Consider the following 21,529-nt stretch of genomic DNA (forward strand, 5'->3'; position numbering starts at 1 on the left):
GCCAAGGGACCAACCGAGGGACGAGCCAAGGGTGGCGAACCCGCTTGCCGCCGGGAGCGGCAGCTCCATCCCGCCCTGGCTGCGGCGGCTCATCGACGTGCGGGCGGAAGAGGTGCCCGCACTCGCATGGTCCTGGGCCTACATCTTCTCGATCCTGGCCGCCTACTACGTCCTGAGGCCGATCCGCGATCAGATGGGGGTCGCCGGCGGGATCGAGAACCTGCCCTGGCTGTTCACCGGCACCCTCGTCGGCATGCTGGCCCTCAACGTCCCCTTCGCCTGGCTGGTGAAGACCTTGCCGCGCGCCCGGTTCGTGCCGCTGACCTATCGGTTCTTCGCCGCTAACATCGTGCTGTTCGCAGGCGCCCTCTATCTCGCCGGGCCGGAGGGCGACATCTGGATCGGCCGGGCCTTCTTCATCTGGCTCTCGATCTTCAACCTTTTCGTGGTCTCGGTGTTCTGGGCCACCATCGTCGACGTGTTCTCCACCGAGCAGGGCAAGCGCCTGTTCGGCTTCATCGCCGCCGGCGCGACCCTCGGGGCGATCGCCGGCTCGGCGACGACGGCGATCCTCGCCCGCGACGTCCCGACATGGGCACTCCTCATCGGCGCGGCCCTGCTCCTGGAGGCGGCGGTGTTCAGCATGCGCGGCCTCGCGCGCCTGTCCGACCGCCTGAACCAGGCTCCCGCCACCGGCGACGCCGCCCCGTCGGAGGCTATCGGCGGCAGCGCGTTCGCGGGCATCACCCGCACGTTCCAATCGCCCTACCTGCTCAATATCGGGCTGTTCCTGCTGCTGTTCTCGGTGACCTCGACCTTCCTGTATTTCGAGCAGGCCGGTATCGCCAAGCGCAGCTTCCCCGATCGCGGCGCGCAGACCGCCTTCTTCGCCAGCGTCGATCTGCTGGTGAACCTGCTCACCCTCGGCGTCCAGTTCTTCCTCACCGGCCGGATCGTGCGCCGCATCGGGGTCGGCCCCGCCCTGGCGCTCCTGCCGGCGGCGAGCATCCTCGGATTCGCGGCGCTCGCCGTCTCGCCCACGATTACGGCCATCGTCGCGTTTCAGGTCTTCCGCCGGGCCGGGAACTTCGCCATCGCCCGGCCGATCCGCGAGGTGCTGTTCACGGTGGTGCCGCGTGAGGATCGCTACAAGGCGAAGAACTTCATCGACACCGTCGTCTACCGCACCGGCGATCAGATCGGCGCGTGGTCCTTCGCGGGGATCGCAGCCCTCGGACTCGGTTCGACGGCCGTGGCCATCACGGCGGTGCCGCTCTCGGCGGCATGGCTCCTGAACAGCCTTTGGCTCGGGCGCCGACAGGAGGCGAGGCGGGTCGCGATGGAGAAGGAGAGCGGCCCGAACGCTTTGCCGTAAGGCCGATGAGCCCTACGGGTATCGGGCACCCGGACGGATGCGCTACCTCATGGCGCCGACATTCGAGGAGGCCTCATGCCCGCAGACAAGCCAGCCATCCTGTTCGTGTGCCTGGGCAACATCTGCCGTTCGCCCCTGGCGGAGGCCGCATTCCGCATCGAGGCCGAGCGGGCGGGCCTCGAGGCGGAAGTCGATTCGGCCGGAACCGGCGCCTGGCATGCGGGCGAGTCCCCCGATCGGCGCGCCCAGGCCGTCGCCCGGCGCAACGGCGTCGACATCTCCGACTACCGCGCCCGTCGGGTCGATCCCGCCGACTTCCATCGCTTCAGCCATATCGTCGCCCTCGACGGCGACAATCTCGCCGTGCTGCGCCGGCTGCGCCCTCAGGAGGGCGCCGCGTTGTCGCTTCTCCTCGACCATGTGCCGGGGCGGAGGGGCGAGGCGGTCGCCGACCCTTATTACGGCGCGGATGCGGGGTTCGACGCCACCTGGGCCGACGTGACCCTGGGCGCCCGTCACCTCGTGCGCGCGCTCAAGGCATGACGCGTCTGGCAGAACCATGATGACTCTGGCAGAGCGTGGAGCGGCCCTGCTCGGGCGCCGGCTCGCGCGGGCCGAGCCCGTGAGCGGCGGTAGCCTGTCCGGCCTCGTGCGGATCGTGCTCGACGACGGCAGCGCGTCGATCGTCAAGGACGGCCCCGATCCGCTGGCGGAAGCCGGGATGCTTCGCGCGATCCACGCCGCCGGGATCCCCGCACCGGAGGTGTTCGCGGCCGATGCGCGGACCCTGGTGATCGAGCCTCTGCCGGCCGCCGGCGGCAATGCGGATACGGATCTCGGCCGCGTGGTGGGGCGCCTCCATGCCGTGACCGGCGACCGTTACGGCTGGCATGGCGATTACGCCTTCGGGGCGGTGCGGATCGACAATAACGGAAGCGAGGATTGGCCCGGCTTCTGGGCCGAGCGGCGCCTCCTTTGCCATGCTCCCCATCTCGACGCCGCGCTCCGGCGGAGAATCGAGGACTTGGCGGCCAGACTCCCCGGTCGCCTCCCGGCTCGCCCCCGCCCTGCCTTGCTGCATGGCGACCTGTGGAGCGGCAACATCCTCACCGACGGCGGCCGCGTCTCCGGGCTCATCGACCCCGCCTGCTATCACGGCCATGCCGAGGTGGACCTCGCCATGCTGTCCCTGTTCGGTGCTGCCGGCCCCGCTTTCCGCGAGGCGTATGGCGAGGCTGAACCGGGCTTGGCCGAGCGCAGGGCGATCTACCAGTTGTGGCCGGCGCTGGTGCATCTGCGCCTGTTCGGGTCGGGATACCGCTCCATGGTCGAGGCGCTGCTCGACGCCACAGACTGCTGAGACCTCCGCACGTCCCATCGGAGCGGAAGGGCGGCGGTTTTCGGGCGACACGAACCGCGCCTGAAACCTTGCGTTTTGAGGGCCGATCCACGACAACCCGACAAGCTTCGGCGCTGGCGTCCGGCTCCTTCCGAATGTCCGGATGAGCGGAGGGGCGCCGGCGGTCGATGCGGCGAGGGAAGACGAGACCCATGCTCGATTACGCGCAGGCGCGACGCCTCATGGTGGATTGTCAGTTGCGGACCTTCGACGTCAACGACATCCCGGTCCTCGATGCTTTCGAAGCCGTGCCGCGCGAGCGCTTCGTCCCCTCGGGTCGTGAAGACTTCGCCTATATCGACCAGTCCCTGCGCATTACCGGGCAGGACTCGACGACGAATCGCGCCATCCCGGCGCCGATGCTTCTCGCCCGCATGATCCAGGCGCTGCAACTCGCGCCGGGGCAGGTCGCCCTCGACGTCGCCACCGGCTATGGCTACGCTGCCGCCATTATGCGGCAGCTCGGCGTGCGGGTGATCGCCCTCGAATCCGACGACGCCCTCGCCGCCGAAGCGGAAAGCCGCCTGTCGGCAACGGACGGAATCGAGATCGTTCGCGGCCCCCTGCAGGCGGGCGCGGGAAAGGCGGGGCCGTTCGACGCCATCCTCGTCAACGGCCGTGTCGAGACGCGGCCCCAAACCCTCCTCGACCAACTGAAGGATGGCGGACGTCTCGCCTGCGTGATGGGTCGCGACAAGGCCGCGAAGGCCACGCTGTTCATCCGGACCGGGGACGCGTTCGGTGCGCGTCCGCTCTTCGATGCGTCGCTGCCCGCCCTGTCGGCCTTCAGCCCGGAATCCAGCTTTTCCTTCTGAGCGGGTTCGGCAAAAGCGGTCGCCGGTTTCGCGTCCCGAAACCCGCAACTCTTCAAAGGCCTGAGCGAGGGGAAGCGTTGGCCCGCCCATGCGAACCAGCTCGGCAGCGAGGATCAGGTGTCGCTTTTATGCGGCACTGCGCCATCAATCTCCTGCCTAATCCCTCTCCGCCGATGCCCTGAAGCACAACCTCCGCTAAGCTGACCTGTGAGGCGGGCAATCCGGATGGCACCCTAGGCGCTATGGCTGTGATGAACAGCCGACCGGTTCATCGAGAAACCGCAAGGGCAGATGGACGTGAGACAACGCAAACTTGCGAAAAGCTTCCGGCTACGGCTGGGTGGCTTCGCCGCGCTGACGCTCGCCGCCGCCTCTCCGGCCGTGGCCGAGACGCTGGATAGTGCGCTGGCCCGTGCCTATGGCGCCAACCCGGCGCTGAACGCATCGCGTGCGGGACTGCGCGCCACCGACGAGAACGTCGCGCAGGCCAAGGCCGGCTACCGTCCCACCGTGAGCCTCGACGCCGATATCGGCCTCACCCAAAGTCAGGGCCGCGTGAGCGGCATCTCCCTCAATCAGGTGACGAAGCCCGGCGGCGCCGGGCTGACGATCAACCAGACCCTGTTCAACGGCTTCCAGACCGACAACCAGACCCGCCGCGCCGAATCGGACGTGCTCGGAACGCGCGAATCGCTGCGTTCCACCGAGATGACGACCCTGTTCAACGCCGCCCAGATCTACATGTCGGTCCTGAGCGACACGGCGACCCTGGAGCTTCGCCGCAACAACGTCGAGGTGCTGGAAGAGCAGCTGCGCCAGACCCGCGACCGCTTCAATGTCGGCGAGGTCACCCGGACCGACGTGGCCCAGGCCGAGGCCCGCCTCGCCGGCGCGCGCTCCGACGTCAGCGGCGCGGAGGCCAATCTGCGCGCCAGCATCGGCACCTATCGGCGCATCATCGGCGTCGAGCCGCGCCAGCTCGCACCGGGACGGCCCCTTGACCGGTTCGTGCCGCCCAACCTCGACAACGCCATCTCCATCGGCCTGAAGGAGCACCCGCAGATCCTGTCATCGATGCACTCGGTGGACGTGGCCGAGGCGCAGGTGAAGATCTTCGAGGGCCAGCTTGCTCCGAGCGCCGCCCTTCAGGGCAGCGTCCAGCAGCGCTACGACACGCAGTTCCCGGGCGATAACGGCGTGACCGCCTCCATCGTCGGCCGCATCTCGGTTCCGCTCTACGAGGGCGGCCAGACCTATTCGCAGATCCGTCAGGCCAAGGAGCTGGTCGGCCAGGCCCGCATCAACGTCGAGGACATCCGCGACCAGGTCCGTTCGGCCATCGTCACCGCCTGGGGCCGGCTGGAAGCGGCCAAGGCGCAGGTCATCGCATCGCAGGCCCAGGTTCAGGCCAACGAGGTGGCGTTGAACGGCGTGCGCGAAGAAGCCCGCGTCGGCCAACGTACCACCCTCGACGTCCTGAACGCCCAGCAGGAACTCCTGAACTCGCGCGTGAACCTCATTCTCGCCCAGCGCGACCGGGTGGTGAACTCCTATGGCGTGGTCCAGACCGTGGGCCGCCTGACCGTGCGCTTCACCGCGATCCCGGTTGTAGCCTACAGCCCGAAGGAGCATTTCGACCAGATCAAGGACCTCTGGTACGGCGTGCGCACGCCCGACGGGCGCTGACGGTCGCGAGGAACTCGCAGGGCACCGGTGTTATCCTGTGCCTTGCGTCCGACCGGTGCTTGTTTCCGGTACCCGTGGTGAAATACTCAGAGTGACCGAAATACTTCTTTAACCATGTGACCCGAGCGGCGTCCGGATGAGTGCAGCGAGCCCCAAGGCGCCGGACAAGGCCCCGGAACCCTCCATGGAGGAGATCCTGGCGTCCATTCGCCGGATCATCGCCGACGACCAGAACGCCAAGGCGGAGGTGGTCACGCCGGTGCGTTCCCCTCCGCCGCAGCCGGAGAACGACGATGTGCTCGACCTCGCCGAGGTGGCACAGCCGCGCAAGCCCCAGCCCGCCCCCATCGAAGAACCGGAGATCGACTTCGCCGAGAGCGGCCAGATCGACTTCGACTCGATTTCCTTCGACGACGACGAGCCCGAACTGGAGCCCCTGCCGCCACCACCGGTGGTGCGCCAGCCCGAGCCGCCCCGCGCCGCCCCCCGCCCGGAACCGGTGGAGGCCCCGCGCGAAAGCCTGCAGCAGCGCCTCGTTTCCGACATTACCGATGCCAGTGTCGGCCATGCGTTCCAGCTTCTCGCCGGGACGAGGGTGAGCCAGAATGCCCGGACCATCGAGGACATGGTGCAGGACATGCTCCGACCGATGCTGCAATCCTGGCTCGACGACAACCTGCCGGGCATGGTCGAACGCCTCGTCCGCGCCGAGATCGAGCGCGTGGCGCGGGGCCGCTGACCGCCCCGCGATGTTGACGCGGGGGGCGTGACGGGGTGAAAGCGGGCCAACACGCGGGCTGACACCCGCCCCGCACGAACTGGCCCGACGCAAGCCCATGATGGACAAGACCTTCGATCCCGCCGCCGTCGAGGCGCGCATCGCGTCCGCCTGGGAGGCGGGTGACGCATTCAAGGCCGGCAGGCCGGAGCGCGCGGACGCCCGGCCCTTCACCATGGTGATCCCGCCGCCGAACGTCACCGGCAGTCTTCACATGGGCCATGCCCTCAACAACACCCTGCAGGACATCCTCTGCCGGTTCGAGCGCATGCGCGGACGCGACGTGCTATGGCAGCCGGGCACGGATCACGCCGGCATCGCCACCCAGATGGTGGTGGAACGCCGCCTCGCCGAGGCGAAGGAGCCGGGCCGGCGCGAGCTCGGCCGCGAGGCCTTCGTCGAGAAGGTCTGGGCCTGGAAGGCAGAGTCCGGCGGGGCCATCGTCAACCAGTTGAAGCGGCTGGGTGCTTCCTGCGACTGGTCGCGCGAGCGCTTCACCATGGGCCTCTCCGGCCAGCCCGACGACCAGATGGTCCGCGCGGTCACCAAGACCTTCGTCGATCTCCACGCGCAGGGGCTGATCTACCGCGACAAGCGCCTCGTGAACTGGGACCCGAAGTTCCAGACCGCGATTTCCGACCTCGAAGTGCTGCAGGTCGAGGTGAAGGGCCATCTCTGGCACTTCGACTATCCCATCGTCGACGAGGCCGGCGCCGAGACCGGCGAGGTCATCACCGTAGCCACCACCCGGCCCGAGACCATGCTTGGCGACACGGCGGTCGCGGTCCATCCCGACGACGAGCGCTACACCCATCTCGTCGGCAAGCACGTGCGCCTGCCCCTCGTCGGTCGCCTCATCCCCATCGTCGCCGACACCTATTCGGATCCGGAGAAGGGCACCGGCGCGGTCAAGATCACGCCGGCGCACGACTTTAACGATTTCGAGGTGGGCAAGCGGGCCGGCTGCACGCCAATCAACGTCCTGGATCCGGAAGCGCGCATAACCCTCGATGGCAACGCGGCTTTCCTGAAGGACTCGAATCCGGAGCCGGAGGCCCTGGCCCTGCACGGCCTCGACCGGTTCGAGGCGCGGAAGCGCGTCGTCGCTCTGATGGAGGCACGCGAGCGGCTGCGGCTCACCGAGCCCAACGCCCATGCGGTTCCGCATGGCGACCGCTCCAACGTGGTCATCGAGCCCTACCTCACGGACCAATGGTACGTGAACGTGAAGCCGCTGGCCGAGCGTGCCCTCCAGGCGGTGCGCGACGGGCGGACGAAGTTCGTGCCGGAGAACTACGAGCGGACCTACTTCCAGTGGCTGGAGAACATCGAGCCGTGGTGCATCTCGCGCCAGCTCTGGTGGGGCCACCAGATCCCGGTCTGGTACGATGACGAGGGCGGCATCTTCGTGGCCTCCAGCGAGGCGGAGGCTCAAGGCCAGGCCGATGCGAAGCACGATCGCGCCGTCGCTTTGCGCCGCGACGAGGACGTCCTCGACACGTGGTTCTCCTCCGCCCTGTGGCCGTTCTCGACGCTCGGCTGGCCCGACGCGACACCGGAACTCGACCGCTACTATCCGACCGACACCCTGGTCACCGGCAAGGACATCATCTTCTTCTGGGTCGCCCGGATGATGATGCTCGGCCTCCACGTCACCGGCCGGGTGCCGTTCGCTACGGTCTATCTCCACACCCTGGTCCGCGACGCCTCGGGTGCCAAGATGTCGAAGTCGAAGGGCAACGTCGTCGACCCGCTGGGGCTCATCGATCAATACGGCGCCGACGCCCTCCGTTTCACCCTGGCCGCCATGGCCGCGCAGGGCAGGGACATCAAGCTCGCGGTGAACCGCGTCGAAGGCTACCGCAACTTCGCGACCAAGCTCTGGAACGCTTCGCGCTTCGCCGAGATGAACGGCTGCGTCCTCCGCACCGATTACCGCCCGGAGGCCGCCACCGAGACCCTGAACCGCTGGGCGCTGGGCGAGGCCGCGCGCGCCGTGGCCGAGGTGGCGGCGGCGCTCGACGCCTACCGCTTCAACGATGCGGCGGCGGCCGCCTACCGCTTCGTCTGGAATATTTTTTGTGATTGGTATCTCGAACTGGCCAAGCCGGTGCTTCAAGGCGAGAGCGTCGATGCCGGCCTCAAGGCCGAGACGCAGGCCACGGTGGCGTTCCTGATCGACCAGATCGCCAAGCTGCTGCACCCGTTCATGCCGTTCCTCACCGAGGAACTCTGGGCGATCAAGGGCGAGGGCATCGCCGAGCGTGGGCTCCTGGCGCTGGCGCCCTGGCCCGACCTGTCGGGTCTGGCTGATCCGGACGCCGAATCCGAGATCGGCTGGGTGGTGGACCTCGTGTCCGAGATCCGCTCCGCCCGCTCGGAAACCAGCGTGCCGGCCGGCGCCCAGATTCCCCTGGTCATCGTCGGCGCCGACGCGGCCCTGCGCGCACGTGCTACCCAGTGGCAGGACACGCTCCTGCGCCTTGCCCGCCTGTCGGACATTTCCTTCGCCGAGACAGCGCCGAAGAACGCGGTCCAGCTGCTGGTGCGCGGCTCGGTGGCGGCGCTGCCCCTGGAGGGCATCGTCGACCTCAAGGCCGAGGTCGCCCGCCTGAACAAGGAGGCGGTGAAGGCGGCCTCCGAGATCGGCAAGATCGAGGCCAAGCTCGGCAATGCCGACTTCCTCGCCCGCGCCCCGGACGAGGTGGTGGACGAGCAGCGCGAGCGCCGCGACGCGGAAGCGGCACGTCTGGAGAAGATCCGGGAAGCGCTGGCGCGGTTGTCCGACGCGTGATCCTGCGCCGGCTGGGCCAGGGCCTCGCCGGCCTGTTGGTCCTTCTCGTCCTCGCCGCGATCGTCACGGCGAGGCCCGGCGACCCCGCTCTCTATCCCGCTCCCGACGACGACTCAGAAAACATCGAACTCGTCAGCCACGGCTGGCATTCGGGCCTCGTGATCCCGCGCGAGGCCCTCACCGGGGAGGGCGCCGGCACGGCTTTGCGGAGCATCGCCACCCGCTTCCGGGCCTATCCGGGGATCGAGTTCGGCTGGGGCGAGGCCCGCTTCTACCGGGCGACGCCGACCCTGGCGCAGTTCGACCTGCGCCTCGCCCTCGAAGCCCTGTTCACCCCCGGCGGCCGCGAGGGCGTCGTCCAGGTGGTGGGCCTCGAAGACGACACGCGGACGAGCTTCCCGCATTCGGACATCGTCCCCATCCGGGTCTCGAAGGCCGGCCTCACCCGCCTGCTCGCCCGCCTCGACGCGAGCTTCCGCCTCATCGACAACGTCCCCGTCGAGGGCGGTCCCGGTCTCTACGGGCCGAGCCTGTTCTACGAAGGGCAGGGCCGCTTCAGCGCCGCCAACGTCTGCAACCACTGGGCTGCCCGCCTCCTCAATGCCGCCGGCCTCCCGATCACGCCCGTGCTCGACACGCACCCGGCGGGATTGCTGCTGGATCTGAAGTGGAGGGCAGGGGTGAGGGCACTTCCTTTGCCCAACCTGTCCAAACCGTAATCTCGGCGACACGGGCGAGTCAGGCTGGGGTCTCTACACGAAGGGGCATGGCCCCGCTCCACGGCGGGGACACGACCTTTCCGGAGAGCCCAGTCCATGATCTCGTCCACCTCCCGCCTGCGCCGCAACGCCCTCGCCTCCGTCGCCGCCATCGCCATCGCGGCGACGGGAGCCGCGGGCATCGGCCTGACCCAGCCCTCCACCCCGGCCTATGCCCAGGCCCTGTCGAAGAACCCCATCGACGTGCCGGACCATCCGCCGGGGTCCTTCGCCAGCGTGGTCGACAAGGTGAAGCCCGGCGTCGTCGCGGTGAAGGTGAAGCTCGACGACAGCGCCGGCCTGGACGACGACGATGGTCCTGGCCAGGGCCAGGGTCAGCAGGTGCCGCCGCAGCTGCGCGAGTTCTTCAAGCGCTTCGGCCAGGGCGGCCCGGGGCAGGGTGGTCCAGGGCAAGGCCAGGGCTTCGGCGGCCCCTCGCCCAAGCGCCAGGGCCAGCGCGGCGCCATGGGCTCGGGCTTCATCATCTCGGCCGACGGCTACGTCGTCACCAACAACCACGTGGTCGACAAGGCCAAGACCGTGCAGGTGACCCTGGACGACAACCGCACCCTCGACGCGAAGGTCATCGGCAAGGACCCGAAGACCGATCTCGCGCTGCTCAAGATCACCGAAGGCGGCCCCTTTCCCTACGTCTCCCTGGGCAAGACTGCACCCCGCGTCGGCGATTGGGTGGTGGCCATCGGCAACCCGTTCGGCCTCGGCGGTACGGTCACCGCCGGCATCGTCTCGGCCCGTGGCCGCGACATCGGCGCCGGCCCGTATGATGACTTCCTCCAGATCGACGCGCCCATCAACAAGGGCAATTCCGGCGGCCCGACCTTTAATGTCGGCGGCGAAGTGGTGGGCGTGAACACCGCCATCGCCTCTCCCTCCGGCGGTAGCGTGGGCCTGGCCTTCGCGATTCCCGCCGAGACCGTGCAGGCGGTGGTCGATCAGCTTCGCGCCGACGGCAAGGTGGCCCGCGGCTATCTCGGCGTGCAGGTCCAGCCGGTGACGAAGGACATCGCCGACGGCCTCGGCCTCGACAAGGCCAAGGGCGCCCTCGTGGACCACGCCGAACCCGGCACCCCGGCGGCCAAGGCCGGCCTCAAATCCGGCGACGTGATCGAATCGGTCAACGGCGCGTCGGTGAACGATGCCCGCGAACTGTCCCGCCGCATCGCCGGCCTGAAGCCCGGAGCCAAGGTGGAACTCGCCTATCTGCGCGGCGGCAAGTCCGACACCGCCACGGTTGAGCTCGGCGCCCTGCCGAACGACCCGAAGGCGGGTAACGACAACCGGAGCAGCTCGACGAGCGACGGCCAGCCGCGCCTCGGCCTCAGCCTCGCCCCGGCCTCCCAGGTCGGTGCCGGTGACGAAGGCGTCGCGGTGATGGATGTCGATCCCGACGGCCCCGCCGCCGCCAAGGGGATCGAGCAGGGCGACATCATCCTCGATGTGGCCGGCTCCAGCGTCTCGAAGCCCTCGGAGATCGCCGACCGCATCAAGGCGGCCGAGGCCAGCGGTCGCAAGGCGGTGCTGATGCGGGTCAAGAGCACCAAGGGCGTGACCCGCTTCGTCGCCGTGGCCCTGAACAAGGCCGGCTGAACGATCGCGCGAAACCTCGTCCGAAACGCGAGCATCGAGGATGAAACCAACGCCGGCCCGTTCGTTCGGGCCGGCGTTGCTGCAGGCGAGCCCACTCCCAACGCATACATTTCTGCAACACCGCATGCCCCACTGAACCGAACCACAACCTTAGGCAGCATCGACGGTTGACCATGCTTCTTACCTGAAGTTTACGATCATACTTGAAGTTGATTTCAGGGGTCGTGGTCGTGGATCGGGACTGGAGCGGCGCAGCGATGGAGGCCTTGGCCACCTCGCTCATCGGCATGACGTTTCTGGCACTGCCCGTGGCACCGGTTAACGCCCGGGACATCATCCTGCCCTGGCAGGACACCGTGCAGCTGGAGCATCAGGATCGCACCGCTCGCCTGAAGCGGCTGGCGGACAAGTCCTTGCGGGCGAGCCCGCGCTTCTATGAGGAGCGCGTTCCGCAATCGGAGCTGCCATCGAGCTTCCGCACCGACATCCCGGTCCTGCGGGTGGTGTTTCCCCAGCGCGTCTTCTTCGACACCGACCAGTCCGATCTGCGGCCCGAGGCCGAGGCGGTGATCGACGTCGTCGCGGAAGCCCTGCGGCGCGAGGCGTCGGACACGGCGGTCTTCATCGCCGGCCATACCGACGACCGGAGCGACGACGCCTACAATTACGCCCTCTCGGTGCGACGCGCCGAGAGCGTGGCCCGCGCCCTCGACCGGCGTGGCGTACGCCAGGCCAGCATCTGGCGCGTCGGTTTCGGCGAGGCGATCCCGCTCGTGCCCAACAGCACGGACGAGGCGATGGCGCGCAACCGCCGCGTGGAGTTCCTGTTCGGCCGCAAGGCCGAAGCGGTGGGCGTGTGGCTATCGAAGCAGGAGGCCATCGTCTGCGCCAGCGCCCTGGCGGAGCAGCGCGAGGAGTGCCTCAAGGCCTTCGCCCGGCTGCCCCGGGTCGAGGCCGCGCCCGTGGTGACGGGCTCGATTTCCCGAACCCTCGTCCAGCCGCCGCAATCGGGGGCTGCCGTCACCGTTCCCGCCATCGAATCCCCGCGCCTCGTGGTCGTCGGACCTCCGGTGCCGCCCGTCTCCGTCGGGCCTGAACCGCTCGCCCGGACGGCGGTCGTCGTCGTCCCGCAGGAGAGGACCGTGGTGACCATCGCCAAGGACGAGCCCGTGATCATCGATCTGCGCGAGCGGCGCATCCTCGTGGAAAGGCTCGATCGATGAGCATCGCCGAATATCAGGCCCTGGATCTCCGTCCGGGCAGCCCCATCGCCACCGACCTCTCGGCACGCCTGACCGAGGAGGCCGGGCGGCCGACCCTCACGCTTTCGGCTCCACAGGGAGCCAATGCGGAGAGCCCGGCCTTCTTCACCCCGGTCATGCTGGCCTGGTACCAGTCGCACATCGTCTTTGCCCGCCGCACCGCCCTCGCCGAGGTGAAGCGTGGATTCGAGCAGGAGAGTCTGGCCTCGGGCAACCACGGCTTCCTCTTGGAAGCGAAGCGCGACGAGACAGAGCAGACGAAGCAGGAACACCTGCGCACCGATCGGCAGAGCTTCTACTCGCGGGTGGATGTCCGCGACCGCGAAGAAGAGATCCGGCGCCTGCGCTCGGATTACGACAACAGACGAGCGGCATACGGGCGGGATGCCGGCAGTTGGAACCCCTGGCTCAAGCATGGCGGCGTCGCCGCGATCATGATGCTGGAATTTCCCCTCAACCTGTCCTCCTTCCTGAAGATCGACTTCCTGACGCCGGCGCTCGCCACCGCCTCCGTCACCCTCATCGCGATCCTGTTCGCATTCTCGAGCCACCTCATCGGCCGCCTCATCCGGCAATGGGGAGAGCGCTTCGGCGGCAACGTCACCGCACGGATGCGAGCAGACAGCTATCGCCACCTCGCTTTCGGCCTGGTGCTGTTTCTCATCGGTGCCGCCGCCATCGTCTTCAGCCGCTCCTACCTCGTGGCCGAGGCGCTGAGCCGACAGACCGCCCTGGGGGAAGACGGCAGCAGCACCATCGCGATCTACGGCGTCGCCTTCATCGGCAACCTCGCGGTCTACGCGTCCGCCGTGGCCTGGGTCCTGTTCACCGAGGACCCGGTTCCCGATTTCGCCGAAGAGCGGCGGCGGCTCGATCGGCTCAAGCGCGACTCGCAGAAGGCCTATCGCAAGGGAATCGAGCGCCAGCAGCAGCAGCGCATCCTCCAGGCTCAGCGCGAGAACGAGCAATGGGCCCGGCGCGACGCCGAGCAGGCGAGAAGCCTGCGCAATTACGGCACCTGCCGCTCCCGTTTCGACGAAGTCTGACGCCACGACGCGCGCGTGCTCGGCCTGCTCGACGGCTATCGCAATCAGCTGGCCATCGAGGCGCGCAAGCGCGGCGTGAACACCCGCTTCACCTATGACGACCTCGCCTCCGGCGAGACCGAGACACGCCGCGACATCGACGGCGACGCCTATCTGAGCCGGCGCCTCGCGCTCGGCTACGCCTGAGCGGGAGCCCGCCATGATCCGCCCGCACGGCGTCGCCGGACGTCTCCTTCTCGCCCTCGCGGCCGGCGCCTCGTCCGCGCCCGCCAGCGCCGCGGGCTACGAGGTGATCCGCCAGGAGCAGACCTGCCCCAAGGATGGAGAGCCGCGCTCGCTGCGCCAGACCGTGATCATCCTCGACGAGGCCATCGCCGCCGCGCAGGCAGAAGCCAACCAGCGCTGGACCCGGATCGTCGTCGAGGCGGCGGAGGCGAAGGAGACGGCCCTCGGTACCCTCGGCACCCGCGAGCGACTGTCCCTGTTCGTCGCGCGCCGCGACGGCAGCGAACTCGTACCGCTGTTCTTCGGCTGCTCACCCAACCTCCCGGCAGCCGAGACCGAGAAGGCCAAGGCCGGCGACAGCATGGTGGACCGCTTCCTCGGCAACGACAGCGGCGCCCGGCGAAAATCCGCTCAGGACGCCTTCGGTGGCGGCATTGCCCGTGCCCTGGCACAAGTGCAGAAGCGTGCGGCCGACATCGCCGCCCAGCCGGCCCCGGCGGGCAGCCTCCTGCGTGCGCTGCAGAATGCCGGGCGGCTCGCCGACCCCAATCTCGGCCTGCCGCGCTTCATCCTGGTGAGCCCGTTCCGGGTCGCCGACAAGGCCGGCCTCCCGGACGTCGCAGCGGCCCGCGAGCGCGGCTTCCAGCTGGCCGAGAAGAGCGCCATCGATTTCGGCCGGGCCGAGATCTACCTCGCCGGTGCGTCCCTCGGCGATACCGCCGCGCTCGAATTCGCGCGGGCCTTCTTCCTTGGTTCGAAGGGCGTGCTCGCGGGGATCCGCTCCGACGGCCTCCCGCGCCTCCTGCCCGAGCCGACGACCCTCCGCGTCCATGCCGGCTTCATCGACTATGTCGGCCAGCGCATTCCCCTGCAGATGCGGCTCGCGGCCGCCGCCAATGGTGATCTCGTCAATGCCTGGGTCGAGACCACCGTCTCGCGCACCACGGCGACGCCGCTCTCCGGCAAGATGTTGTGCCGGGGTGAGACCTGCGAGGTCCATGGCGACGGACGCTTCGCGCAGGTGTGGTTCCTCGACCCGCAGGCCGAGCCGAAGGAGCGCGGAAAGCTGCCCTTCGGCGGTGCCCGCAACATCGAGCTCACGCTCCAGGGAGCGACCGCGTCCGGTAGGATCTTCGACCCGAAGGTGATCTTCAGCGGCGAGAACGGCCAGCGCCGCGAGGACCTGCGCTTCGATGTCCAGAGGGTCGAGGGCACGCCGTTCTGAGCCCGGCCGACCGTCCGACGATCACGCATTTCCAAGGCGCCGCTCCTCAAGGCCGGGGAGGGTGCTGCCGTCCGCACGCTTGCGGCCGGTTCAATCAGGCCGGGGGCAGGACGACGATGATTTCGACCAGGGTGATGCGGGCGGCGGGGCTGGCTCTGAGCCTGTCGGCGGTGTTGGGCGGGTGCGTCGGCACGCGGAGCGGCTCGCCGGCCGCCTCGGGGGGCGCAGGCTCGGTGGAGGCCGCCATCGGACGTTGCATCGCCTCGACGCTGGTGGGAGCCGGCATCGGCGCCCTCATCGGTGCCGCTGCCGGTGGCGGCCAGAGGACGGGCGTCGGGGCGGCCGTCGGCGCCGGCGTCGGCGGCCTCGCCTGCGCGGTCCTCACCGCACTCGACGCCCAGGACAAGGAGCGGATCCGCAACGCCCAGATCGCGGCAGCGGCGACCAACCGGCCACAATATCTCGCCTACCAGGGCTCCGACGGCCGCCAGCGCGAGATCACGGTGCGGCCGACGGCGCCCGTGACGGCACCGGCGCCGGTTGCCAACCGCATCTGCCGCGCCACCGACACCTCGGCCACCATCGCCGGGACCGGCAGCACCGAACTGCCGCAGCAGCTGGTCTGCCGCACCGGCAACGGCGATTGGCTGCCCGCCTGACGGGGGCGGGTGACAGGGGAGAGGACCGAAACTTGCTTCACCGTCGGTGTGCCTTCGCGCACGCCGGCGCCGGATCCAGTCGCAATCCAGAGACATTGGAGAGCGAGGCTGAGCGTCATCCGATGCGAAGCACCGAGAGGTGGAGATGCCGATGCCGGTCCTCAATCCGACGATGATGATCGGCCTGCCGCTGCTCGGCCTCGTCCTTGCGGCTCCCGCGGTCGCCAGGTCGGTTCCTGCAAAGCCGGTCTGGGCCACCGGCACCTTCGTCTATGCCGACCTCTGCACCGATACGGAGAGCGGCGAGCGGGCAGGGCGGCGGATCGTCCTCAAGCGTTCCCCCACCGGCGACGTGCTGTCCTACGAAACCCCGTCGCGGTCGGCGCGGGCCGAGGCCGTGACCGTCGAAGACGCGACCAGGGAGCTGTCGTTCCGGGTCGGCGGCGAGGAGGGAGGCTTCGCCTTCCGCGGCACCCTGGCGACGGACGCCCTGGTCGGCACGGTGGAGGACGAGGCCGGAACCCGGCCGCTGCGCCTGCGGAGAATCCTGCGGTCCCATGCCCACGAGGCCTGCCCCGGCGAGGTCACGGGGTCGATCGGGACGAGGCCCTGATCCGTCTGGGCCGGAACGGCCGCCCTGGTCTAAGGTCGGCTCCATGAAGACCTTCCCCGTCCTGTTCCTCGCCGCCCTTGTCCTGTCGCCGCCGGCGGAGGCCCGTTCGACGAGGCGGGCCGAATCCTGCGACGGGCTCACCGCACGGATGATCCGCGCCACTGGCGCCTCTCTGGCCGGACGCGAAGGGTCATTGTCGGTGTTCCGCGCCTGGGATGCCGACCGCATGACCCTCGCATGCCGGGCTCCCGCACGGATGACGTTCTGGTCGCAGAATCGCGAGCCCGCCGGAGCGTATTTCGTCCTGATCGGGCTGGCCGCCGAAGGGTTGGTCGGCGCCCGGGCAGAGGAGGTCGAAGCCCTGGCCCGCACGCTCCATCACCGCGCTCTGGTCACGGGGATGCCCCAGGCGGGGCGGGCGGGGCGGGCGGCGCTCCGCTGCGAGACCGGCGGCTCGGCGACGGCGGAGCCGGCCGGGGTCCACTGCGTACTCGTCTCGCACCGCACTCCGGTTCTGCGCCGCCGCGCCGGACTTTTCCCCGGGCGTGAGCCGGTCTAGACCAACCTCCATGTCAGATCTCGCTCGCTCCCCCGCCGGCCCCGTCGTGATGGCGGGGGCCACCGCTTTCGCCAACCACCTGCCCTTCGCCCTCATCGCCGGCCCGTGCCAGCTCGAGAGCCGCGACCACGCCATCGAGATCGCCGACGCCCTCAAGGGCATGACCGACCGTCTCGGGATCGGCCTCGTGTTCAAGGGCTCGTTCGACAAGGCCAATCGGACCTCCGGCTCCACCGCGCGCGGCCTCGGCCTCGCCGGGGCGCTGCCGATCTTCGCCGAGATCAAGGAGCGGTTCGGCCTGCCCGTCCTCACCGACGTCCATGAGGCCGGTCAGTGCGCGCCGGCGGCGGAGGTCATCGACGTCCTCCAGATCCCGGCCTTCCTGTGCCGGCAGACCGACCTGCTCCTGGCGGCCGCCGCCACGGGCCGGGTGGTGAACGTGAAGAAGGGCCAGTTCCTGGCTCCCTGGGACATGGCCCACGTGGCCGCCAAGGTGACGAAGGCCGGCAATCCCAACGTCCTCGTCACCGAGCGCGGCGCCTCGTTCGGCTACAACACGCTGGTCTCCGACATGCGCAGCCTGCCGATCATGGCGCAGGTCACGCACGGCGCCCCCGTCGTGTTCGACGCGACCCACTCGGTGCAGCAGCCGGGCGGGCAGGGCGCCACCTCCGGCGGGCAGCGCGAGTTCGTGGCGGTTCTGGCCCGTGCCGCCGTGGCGGTGGGGGTCGCCGGCCTGTTCATCGAGACCCATCCCGATCCGGACCATGCCCCGTCGGACGGCCCCAACATGGTTCCTCTAAAGGCGATGCCGGCGTTACTGGAAACCCTGCAGGCTTTCGATCGGCTTGCAAAGTCGAGCACCTGATCGGAACTCTCCGCTCAGAATCGTTGGAGCGGCCGTGACAATGGAACCAACTCGTCTTCATCTCGTTGTTCTCGCTTGAGCGTGACAACGATTTGAGGAGCCCCATGCGCAAGTTCGCACTGATCACGGCCGTTACCCTTTCCCTCGGCGCCATGGCTGCCGGAACGGCGGCAGAAGCCCGCCCCGGACATGGTCACGGCTACGGTCGCGGCGGCCATGGTGGTTATGCCCATGGCGGGTATGGTCATCGCGGTTATGGCAATCGCGGCTACGCCTATGGCGGCGGGCGTCGCCGTGGCATCGGAACCGGCGCTGCAGTCGGCCTCGGCATTGCCGGCTTGGCAGCCGGCGCCATCGCGGCCGGAGCCGCGCGGGATTCCTACAACAACAACGGTTATGGCCGGCCTGCCTACGGTCGACCCGCCTACGGTTACGGCTACTAGGCCGACATACCCGAAACCTTGTGCGCGAAGGACGGCCGGTTTTCACCGGCCGTCTTTTTTTGTGTTCCGATCCCGGCCGCATGGCGGGATGGGCTGCACGGTTGCACGGAGTCCCCGTTTCGAACGGGTGGGGACCTCGCACAATGCCGATCATCGCAGCCGTCTTCGGCGCCTTCATCGCCGGACTGATCTACTGGATCAAGTACGGCAACGGGATGGAGCATATCGACAACGCGGTGCGAGACTGGCGCGGCACCCGCCGCCGGATGGCGAGCGAGCGGCAGATCCGCTCCGCACCCCTGCGCTCCCTCCGCCATCCCGCCGATGCAGCCGGCGTCCTGATGGACATGGTCGCCCGTCTCCGTGGCGTACCGACGCCCGAGCAGGAGGCCGTCATCACGGCACGGATGCGCGGCATCGTGGAGGCCGGGGACGACCTCGATACCCGGATGGTGTTCGTCCGCGACGCCGCCGCGCAGGCTCCCGATACGAGGCTGGCAATCAAGGTCCTGGCCCCGGTCCTGCACGATGCCCTGAGTTTCGCGGAGCGAGACCATTTCGCCGACATGCTCCGGACGGTCGCGGAGGTCCATCAAGGTCCCACCGAGGCACAGGAACGCCTGATCGACGAGATCGTCCGCGCCATCGCCGAAGATCGGTGAGGCACGATGCGGCTTCGCCGATGCTCAGCCGCGGCCGCGATAGGGTGCGATGCCCTGATCCGGGAGCCAGATGGCTTTCGGCGGCTCGCCGGTCTGCCAGAACACGTCGATGGGTATGCCACCGCGCGCGTTCCAGTACCCGCCGATGCGGAAGTACCGGGGCTTGAGCAGGTCGACGAGGGTGAGGCCGATGCCGACGGTGCAATCCTCGTGGAAGGCACCGTGGTTGCGGAACGCGCCGAGATAGAGTTTCAGCGACTTCGATTCCACGAGCCAGAGGTCGGGCACGTAGTCGATCATCAGGATGCCGAAATCGGGCTGGCCGGTCACCGGGCAGATCGAGGTGAATTCCGGCGCGGTGAAACGCGCCAGGTAATCGGTCTTGGGGTGCGGATTCGGCACCCGGTCCAGGCGCGCCGCCTCCGGAGAGGCGGGCAGGGGGGTGGCCTGGCCGAGCTGCAGGCCGTCGGAGGAGGGGGGCGGGCTGGTCATGTCCGCCGCTATAGCGCACCGGTCGCGGCAAGGGAACTCGCCGCCTCGAATCAGCGTATGAAATCAAGGGTGTAGGCCCAGCCGATAAAGTCCGGCGCACGGCCTTGTAGGATGGCCCGAACCGGCCGCTTCAGAAATTCTCGCACGCTCCACAAAGATTTGTCACCGCCCGAAGCTCTCCGCGCACAGGGGGACGCTTGCCGGAGGCGGCATGTTGACGGATAAGCCTGCCCTGGATCAGACCGGTTCCGTTGGCCCATCCCTCTCGGATGAGGGGCGAGCGCGGGATCATGACGGCTCGGGCGAGCGCCCGCCGCACCACATCTTGAGAGCTAGGGGCACGCATGACCGCGATCACCAACATCGCCGCCCGCGAGATCCTCGACAGCCGGGGCAACCCGACCATTGAGGTGGACGTCCTGCTGGAGGACGGCTCCTTCGGCCGCGCCGCCGTACCCTCCGGCGCCTCCACAGGCGCCCACGAAGCGATGGAGCTGCGCGACGGAGACAAGGGCCGTTACGGCGGCAAAGGTGTGCGCAAGGCGGTGGCCGCGGTACGCGGCGACATCCTCGACGCCATCGGCGGAATGGATGCCGAGGACCAGATCGCCGTCGACGAGGCGATGATCGAACTCGACGGTACCCCCAACAAGGCGCGGCTCGGTGCCAACGCCATCCTCGGCGTATCGCTCGCCGTGGCCAAGGCCGCCGCCGAGACCGCCGGCTTGCCGCTCTACCGCTACGTCGGTGGAACCCAGGGGCGGGTGCTGCCGGTGCCGATGATGAACATCATCAATGGCGGCGCGCATGCCGACAACCCGATCGACTTCCAGGAATTCATGATCATGCCGGTGGGCGCCTCCTCGCTCGCCGAGGCGGTGCGCATGGGCGCCGAGGTGTTCCACACCCTCAAGGGCGCGCTCAAGAAGGCCGGGCACAATACCAATGTCGGCGACGAGGGCGGTTTCGCCCCCAACCTGCCCTCGGCCGAGGCCGGGCTCGACTTCGTGATGGAATCAATCCAGGCGGCGGGCTTCAAGCCCGGCACCGACATCGTTCTGGCGCTGGACTGCGCCGCCACGGAGTTCTTCAAGGACGGCGCCTACCATTACGAGGGCGAGGGCCAGACCCGCTCGATCGAGGCTCAGGTCGATTACCTCGCCAAGCTCGTGGATTCCTACCCGATCCTCTCCATCGAGGACGGCATGTCCGAGGACGATTGGGCCGGCTGGAAGCTCCTGACCGAGAAGGTCGGCAACCGCTGCCAGCTCGTCGGCGACGACCTGTTCGTTACCAACGTCACCCGCCTGTCGCGCGGCATCGCCGAGAACACCGCCAACTCGATCCTGGTGAAGGTCAACCAGATCGGGACCCTCACCGAGACGCTCGCCGCCGTCGATATGGCGCAGCGCGCCGGCTACACCGCCGTGATGTCCCACCGCTCGGGCGAGACCGAGGATTCGACCATCGCGGATCTGGCCGTCGCCACCAATTGCGGACAGATCAAGACCGGCTCCCTCGCCCGCTCGGACAGATTGGCCAAATACAACCAGCTCATCCGCATCGAGGAAGGTCTCGGCGCACAGGGCCGCTACGCCGGCAAGGCCGCACTCAAAGCCTTCGCCGCCCGCTGACGCGCGGGGCGCGCATCCGAAATACGGGTGGCCCTCCTTCATCGCATTGACAGACGGCCACACCTTCGCGTGCATCGAGGGTGTGGCCGTTTCGCCTGCATATGCGTTGTCCCCGGACACGGCCTCCCTCTCTGGAGCCGATGAAGAGGGACGTAACCGCCCACCATGACTCCACCCGACGCATTGACCGTCTACTACGACGGGGCCTGTCCGCTCTGTTCCGCCGAGATCCGGACCTACCGGCGCAGCCGCGGGGCCGAACGCCTCGCCTTCGTCGATGTCAGCGGCGACGATGCCCCCGCTACGCTCGGTCCCGATCTCAGTCGGGAAGCCGCGCGGGCGCGTTTCCATGTCCGGGACGAACAGGGCCGTCTCGCCTCCGGGGCGTCGGGCTTCATCCGGCTCTGGCGCGAGCTGCCCGGTTGGAACTGGCTCGCGTCCCTGGCGAGTCTGCCCGGGATGCCGATCCTGGCCGAGGCCGCCTATCGCCGGTTCCTGCCCCTGCGCCCTCATCTCGCCAGGCTGTTCTCCCGGTTCTCGGGGACCTCCTGCGACACCGCCTGCCGCCCACCGAAGGCGTGATACCAGGCCTTCCGCCGGATCGTGACAGCGCGGACGATCCACGCCT

The 21,529-nt window shown here is 68.8% G+C and carries 22 protein-coding genes; 21 read left to right on the top strand and 1 reads right to left on the bottom strand.

Annotation, left to right across the window (positions count from 1 at the left end; translation table 11 throughout):
• Window positions 1–31 precede the first annotated feature (31 nt).
• From K368_RS0116930 to K368_RS0117025, 19 genes are all read left to right on the top strand, one after another.
• On the top strand, window positions 32–1,375 hold the full coding sequence (locus K368_RS0116930) for an MFS transporter (protein WP_027173354.1): 1,344 nt from the start codon (window positions 32–34) through the stop codon (window positions 1,373–1,375).
• A 75-nt stretch (window positions 1,376–1,450) separates the two neighbouring features.
• Window positions 1,451–1,918, top strand: coding sequence for a low molecular weight protein-tyrosine-phosphatase (locus K368_RS0116935; protein ID WP_027173355.1), 468 nt, complete (start codon window positions 1,451–1,453; stop codon window positions 1,916–1,918).
• Window positions 1,919–1,934: 16 nt separating this feature from the next.
• Window positions 1,935–2,735 (top strand): fructosamine kinase family protein, encoded by an 801-nt coding sequence (locus K368_RS0116940; protein ID WP_027173356.1) that lies wholly within the window; start codon window positions 1,935–1,937, stop codon window positions 2,733–2,735.
• Between the two features lie 191 nt (window positions 2,736–2,926).
• Window positions 2,927–3,589 carry a protein-L-isoaspartate O-methyltransferase gene (locus K368_RS0116945; protein WP_027173357.1) on the top strand — a complete coding sequence of 221 codons (663 nt, stop codon included), beginning with the start codon at window positions 2,927–2,929 and terminating at the stop codon, window positions 3,587–3,589.
• A 291-nt stretch (window positions 3,590–3,880) separates the two neighbouring features.
• Window positions 3,881–5,275, top strand: coding sequence for a TolC family outer membrane protein (locus tag K368_RS0116950; RefSeq protein ID WP_027173358.1), 1,395 nt, complete (start codon window positions 3,881–3,883; stop codon window positions 5,273–5,275).
• 184 nt (window positions 5,276–5,459) lie between these two features.
• Entirely contained in the window at window positions 5,460–6,014 is a 555-nt protein-coding gene (locus tag K368_RS0116955; RefSeq protein ID WP_081739699.1) for a DUF2497 domain-containing protein, read from the top strand.
• Between the two features lie 97 nt (window positions 6,015–6,111).
• Window positions 6,112–8,847, top strand: a complete 2,736-nt coding sequence (locus K368_RS0116960) for a valine--tRNA ligase (protein WP_027173360.1) — start codon at window positions 6,112–6,114, stop codon at window positions 8,845–8,847.
• A complete protein-coding gene (locus tag K368_RS0116965) occupies window positions 8,844–9,566 on the top strand; it encodes a DUF2459 domain-containing protein (RefSeq protein ID WP_027173361.1) in 723 nt (240 codons plus the stop codon). Before K368_RS0116960 ends, K368_RS0116965 begins: the two co-directional genes overlap by 4 nt.
• A gap of 96 nt (window positions 9,567–9,662) precedes the next feature.
• On the top strand, window positions 9,663–11,213 hold the full coding sequence (locus tag K368_RS0116970; RefSeq protein WP_027173362.1) for a Do family serine endopeptidase: 1,551 nt from the start codon (window positions 9,663–9,665) through the stop codon (window positions 11,211–11,213).
• A 203-nt stretch (window positions 11,214–11,416) separates the two neighbouring features.
• Window positions 11,417–12,436, top strand: coding sequence for an OmpA family protein (locus K368_RS25655; protein ID WP_155935218.1), 1,020 nt, complete (start codon window positions 11,417–11,419; stop codon window positions 12,434–12,436).
• Window positions 12,433–13,521 carry a hypothetical protein gene (locus K368_RS0116980; RefSeq protein ID WP_027173363.1) on the top strand — a complete coding sequence of 363 codons (1,089 nt, stop codon included), beginning with the start codon at window positions 12,433–12,435 and terminating at the stop codon, window positions 13,519–13,521. Before K368_RS25655 ends, K368_RS0116980 begins: the two co-directional genes overlap by 4 nt.
• Window positions 13,522–13,536: 15 nt before the next feature.
• Complete coding sequence (locus K368_RS26825; protein WP_155935220.1) at window positions 13,537–13,707, top strand: hypothetical protein; 171 nt, start codon at window positions 13,537–13,539, stop codon at window positions 13,705–13,707.
• Between the two features lie 13 nt (window positions 13,708–13,720).
• On the top strand, window positions 13,721–14,971 hold the full coding sequence (locus K368_RS0116990; protein WP_027173364.1) for a hypothetical protein: 1,251 nt from the start codon (window positions 13,721–13,723) through the stop codon (window positions 14,969–14,971).
• 116 nt (window positions 14,972–15,087) lie between these two features.
• Entirely contained in the window at window positions 15,088–15,630 is a 543-nt protein-coding gene (locus K368_RS24940) for a hypothetical protein (RefSeq protein WP_155935222.1), read from the top strand.
• Between the two features lie 151 nt (window positions 15,631–15,781).
• Window positions 15,782–16,243 (top strand): hypothetical protein, encoded by a 462-nt coding sequence (locus K368_RS0117005; RefSeq protein WP_027173365.1) that lies wholly within the window; start codon window positions 15,782–15,784, stop codon window positions 16,241–16,243.
• Between the two features lie 43 nt (window positions 16,244–16,286).
• A complete protein-coding gene (locus K368_RS24945) occupies window positions 16,287–16,802 on the top strand; it encodes a hypothetical protein (RefSeq protein WP_027173366.1) in 516 nt (171 codons plus the stop codon).
• A gap of 10 nt (window positions 16,803–16,812) precedes the next feature.
• Window positions 16,813–17,670, top strand: a complete 858-nt coding sequence (gene kdsA / locus K368_RS0117015) for a 3-deoxy-8-phosphooctulonate synthase (protein ID WP_027173367.1) — start codon at window positions 16,813–16,815, stop codon at window positions 17,668–17,670.
• A gap of 104 nt (window positions 17,671–17,774) precedes the next feature.
• Window positions 17,775–18,113: a hypothetical protein gene (locus tag K368_RS0117020; protein ID WP_027173368.1), complete on the top strand. Its 339-nt coding sequence runs from the start codon at window positions 17,775–17,777 to the stop codon at window positions 18,111–18,113.
• A gap of 143 nt (window positions 18,114–18,256) precedes the next feature.
• Window positions 18,257–18,775 carry a hypothetical protein gene (locus K368_RS0117025; RefSeq protein WP_027173369.1) on the top strand — a complete coding sequence of 173 codons (519 nt, stop codon included), beginning with the start codon at window positions 18,257–18,259 and terminating at the stop codon, window positions 18,773–18,775.
• Between the two features lie 24 nt (window positions 18,776–18,799).
• Here the strand turns inward: K368_RS0117025 and queF are convergent, their stop codons facing one another.
• The gene (queF, locus tag K368_RS0117030; protein WP_018043795.1) at window positions 18,800–19,267 is read right to left on the bottom strand and encodes a preQ(1) synthase; all 468 of its coding nucleotides are present in this window, start codon (window positions 19,265–19,267) and stop codon (window positions 18,800–18,802) included.
• Window positions 19,268–19,611: 344 nt separating this feature from the next.
• Here queF and eno point away from each other — a divergent pair, with 344 nt between their 5' ends.
• Window positions 19,612–20,901: a phosphopyruvate hydratase gene (gene eno, locus K368_RS0117035; RefSeq protein ID WP_018043794.1), complete on the top strand. Its 1,290-nt coding sequence runs from the start codon at window positions 19,612–19,614 to the stop codon at window positions 20,899–20,901.
• Between the two features lie 165 nt (window positions 20,902–21,066).
• On the top strand, window positions 21,067–21,483 hold the full coding sequence (locus K368_RS0117040) for a DUF393 domain-containing protein (protein ID WP_027173370.1): 417 nt from the start codon (window positions 21,067–21,069) through the stop codon (window positions 21,481–21,483).
• Window positions 21,484–21,529: the final 46 nt, after the last annotated feature.

The sequence above is a fragment of the Methylobacterium sp. 10 genome, assembly GCF_000519085.1.
Taxonomy (GTDB): domain Bacteria; phylum Pseudomonadota; class Alphaproteobacteria; order Rhizobiales; family Beijerinckiaceae; genus Methylobacterium.

Excerpts from the sequence above, each read along its gene's own strand:
- K368_RS24945 (WP_027173366.1), top strand. The coding sequence starts at position 16,287 with ATGAAGACCTTCCCCGTCCTGTTCCTCGCCGCCCTTGTCCTGTCGCCG.
- K368_RS0116955 (WP_081739699.1), top strand. The coding sequence starts at position 5,460 with ATGGAGGAGATCCTGGCGTCCATTCGCCGGATCATCGCCGACGACCAG.
- K368_RS24940 (WP_155935222.1), top strand. The coding sequence starts at position 15,088 with ATGATTTCGACCAGGGTGATGCGGGCGGCGGGGCTGGCTCTGAGCCTG.
- K368_RS0116950 (WP_027173358.1), top strand. The coding sequence starts at position 3,881 with ATGGACGTGAGACAACGCAAACTTGCGAAAAGCTTCCGGCTACGGCTG.
- K368_RS0117020 (WP_027173368.1), top strand. The coding sequence starts at position 17,775 with ATGCGCAAGTTCGCACTGATCACGGCCGTTACCCTTTCCCTCGGCGCC.
- K368_RS0116945 (WP_027173357.1), top strand. The coding sequence starts at position 2,927 with ATGCTCGATTACGCGCAGGCGCGACGCCTCATGGTGGATTGTCAGTTG.
- K368_RS0117005 (WP_027173365.1), top strand. The coding sequence starts at position 15,782 with ATGCCGGTCCTCAATCCGACGATGATGATCGGCCTGCCGCTGCTCGGC.
- queF (WP_018043795.1), bottom strand. The coding sequence starts at position 19,267 with ATGACCAGCCCGCCCCCCTCCTCCGACGGCCTGCAGCTCGGCCAGGCC.
- K368_RS0116990 (WP_027173364.1), top strand. The coding sequence starts at position 13,721 with ATGATCCGCCCGCACGGCGTCGCCGGACGTCTCCTTCTCGCCCTCGCG.
- K368_RS0117040 (WP_027173370.1), top strand. The coding sequence starts at position 21,067 with ATGACTCCACCCGACGCATTGACCGTCTACTACGACGGGGCCTGTCCG.
- eno (WP_018043794.1), top strand. The coding sequence starts at position 19,612 with ATGACCGCGATCACCAACATCGCCGCCCGCGAGATCCTCGACAGCCGG.
- K368_RS0116940 (WP_027173356.1), top strand. The coding sequence starts at position 1,935 with ATGATGACTCTGGCAGAGCGTGGAGCGGCCCTGCTCGGGCGCCGGCTC.
- kdsA (WP_027173367.1), top strand. The coding sequence starts at position 16,813 with ATGTCAGATCTCGCTCGCTCCCCCGCCGGCCCCGTCGTGATGGCGGGG.
- K368_RS0116970 (WP_027173362.1), top strand. The coding sequence starts at position 9,663 with ATGATCTCGTCCACCTCCCGCCTGCGCCGCAACGCCCTCGCCTCCGTC.
- K368_RS0116980 (WP_027173363.1), top strand. The coding sequence starts at position 12,433 with ATGAGCATCGCCGAATATCAGGCCCTGGATCTCCGTCCGGGCAGCCCC.
- K368_RS0116960 (WP_027173360.1), top strand. The coding sequence starts at position 6,112 with ATGATGGACAAGACCTTCGATCCCGCCGCCGTCGAGGCGCGCATCGCG.
- K368_RS0117025 (WP_027173369.1), top strand. The coding sequence starts at position 18,257 with ATGCCGATCATCGCAGCCGTCTTCGGCGCCTTCATCGCCGGACTGATC.
- K368_RS0116935 (WP_027173355.1), top strand. The coding sequence starts at position 1,451 with ATGCCCGCAGACAAGCCAGCCATCCTGTTCGTGTGCCTGGGCAACATC.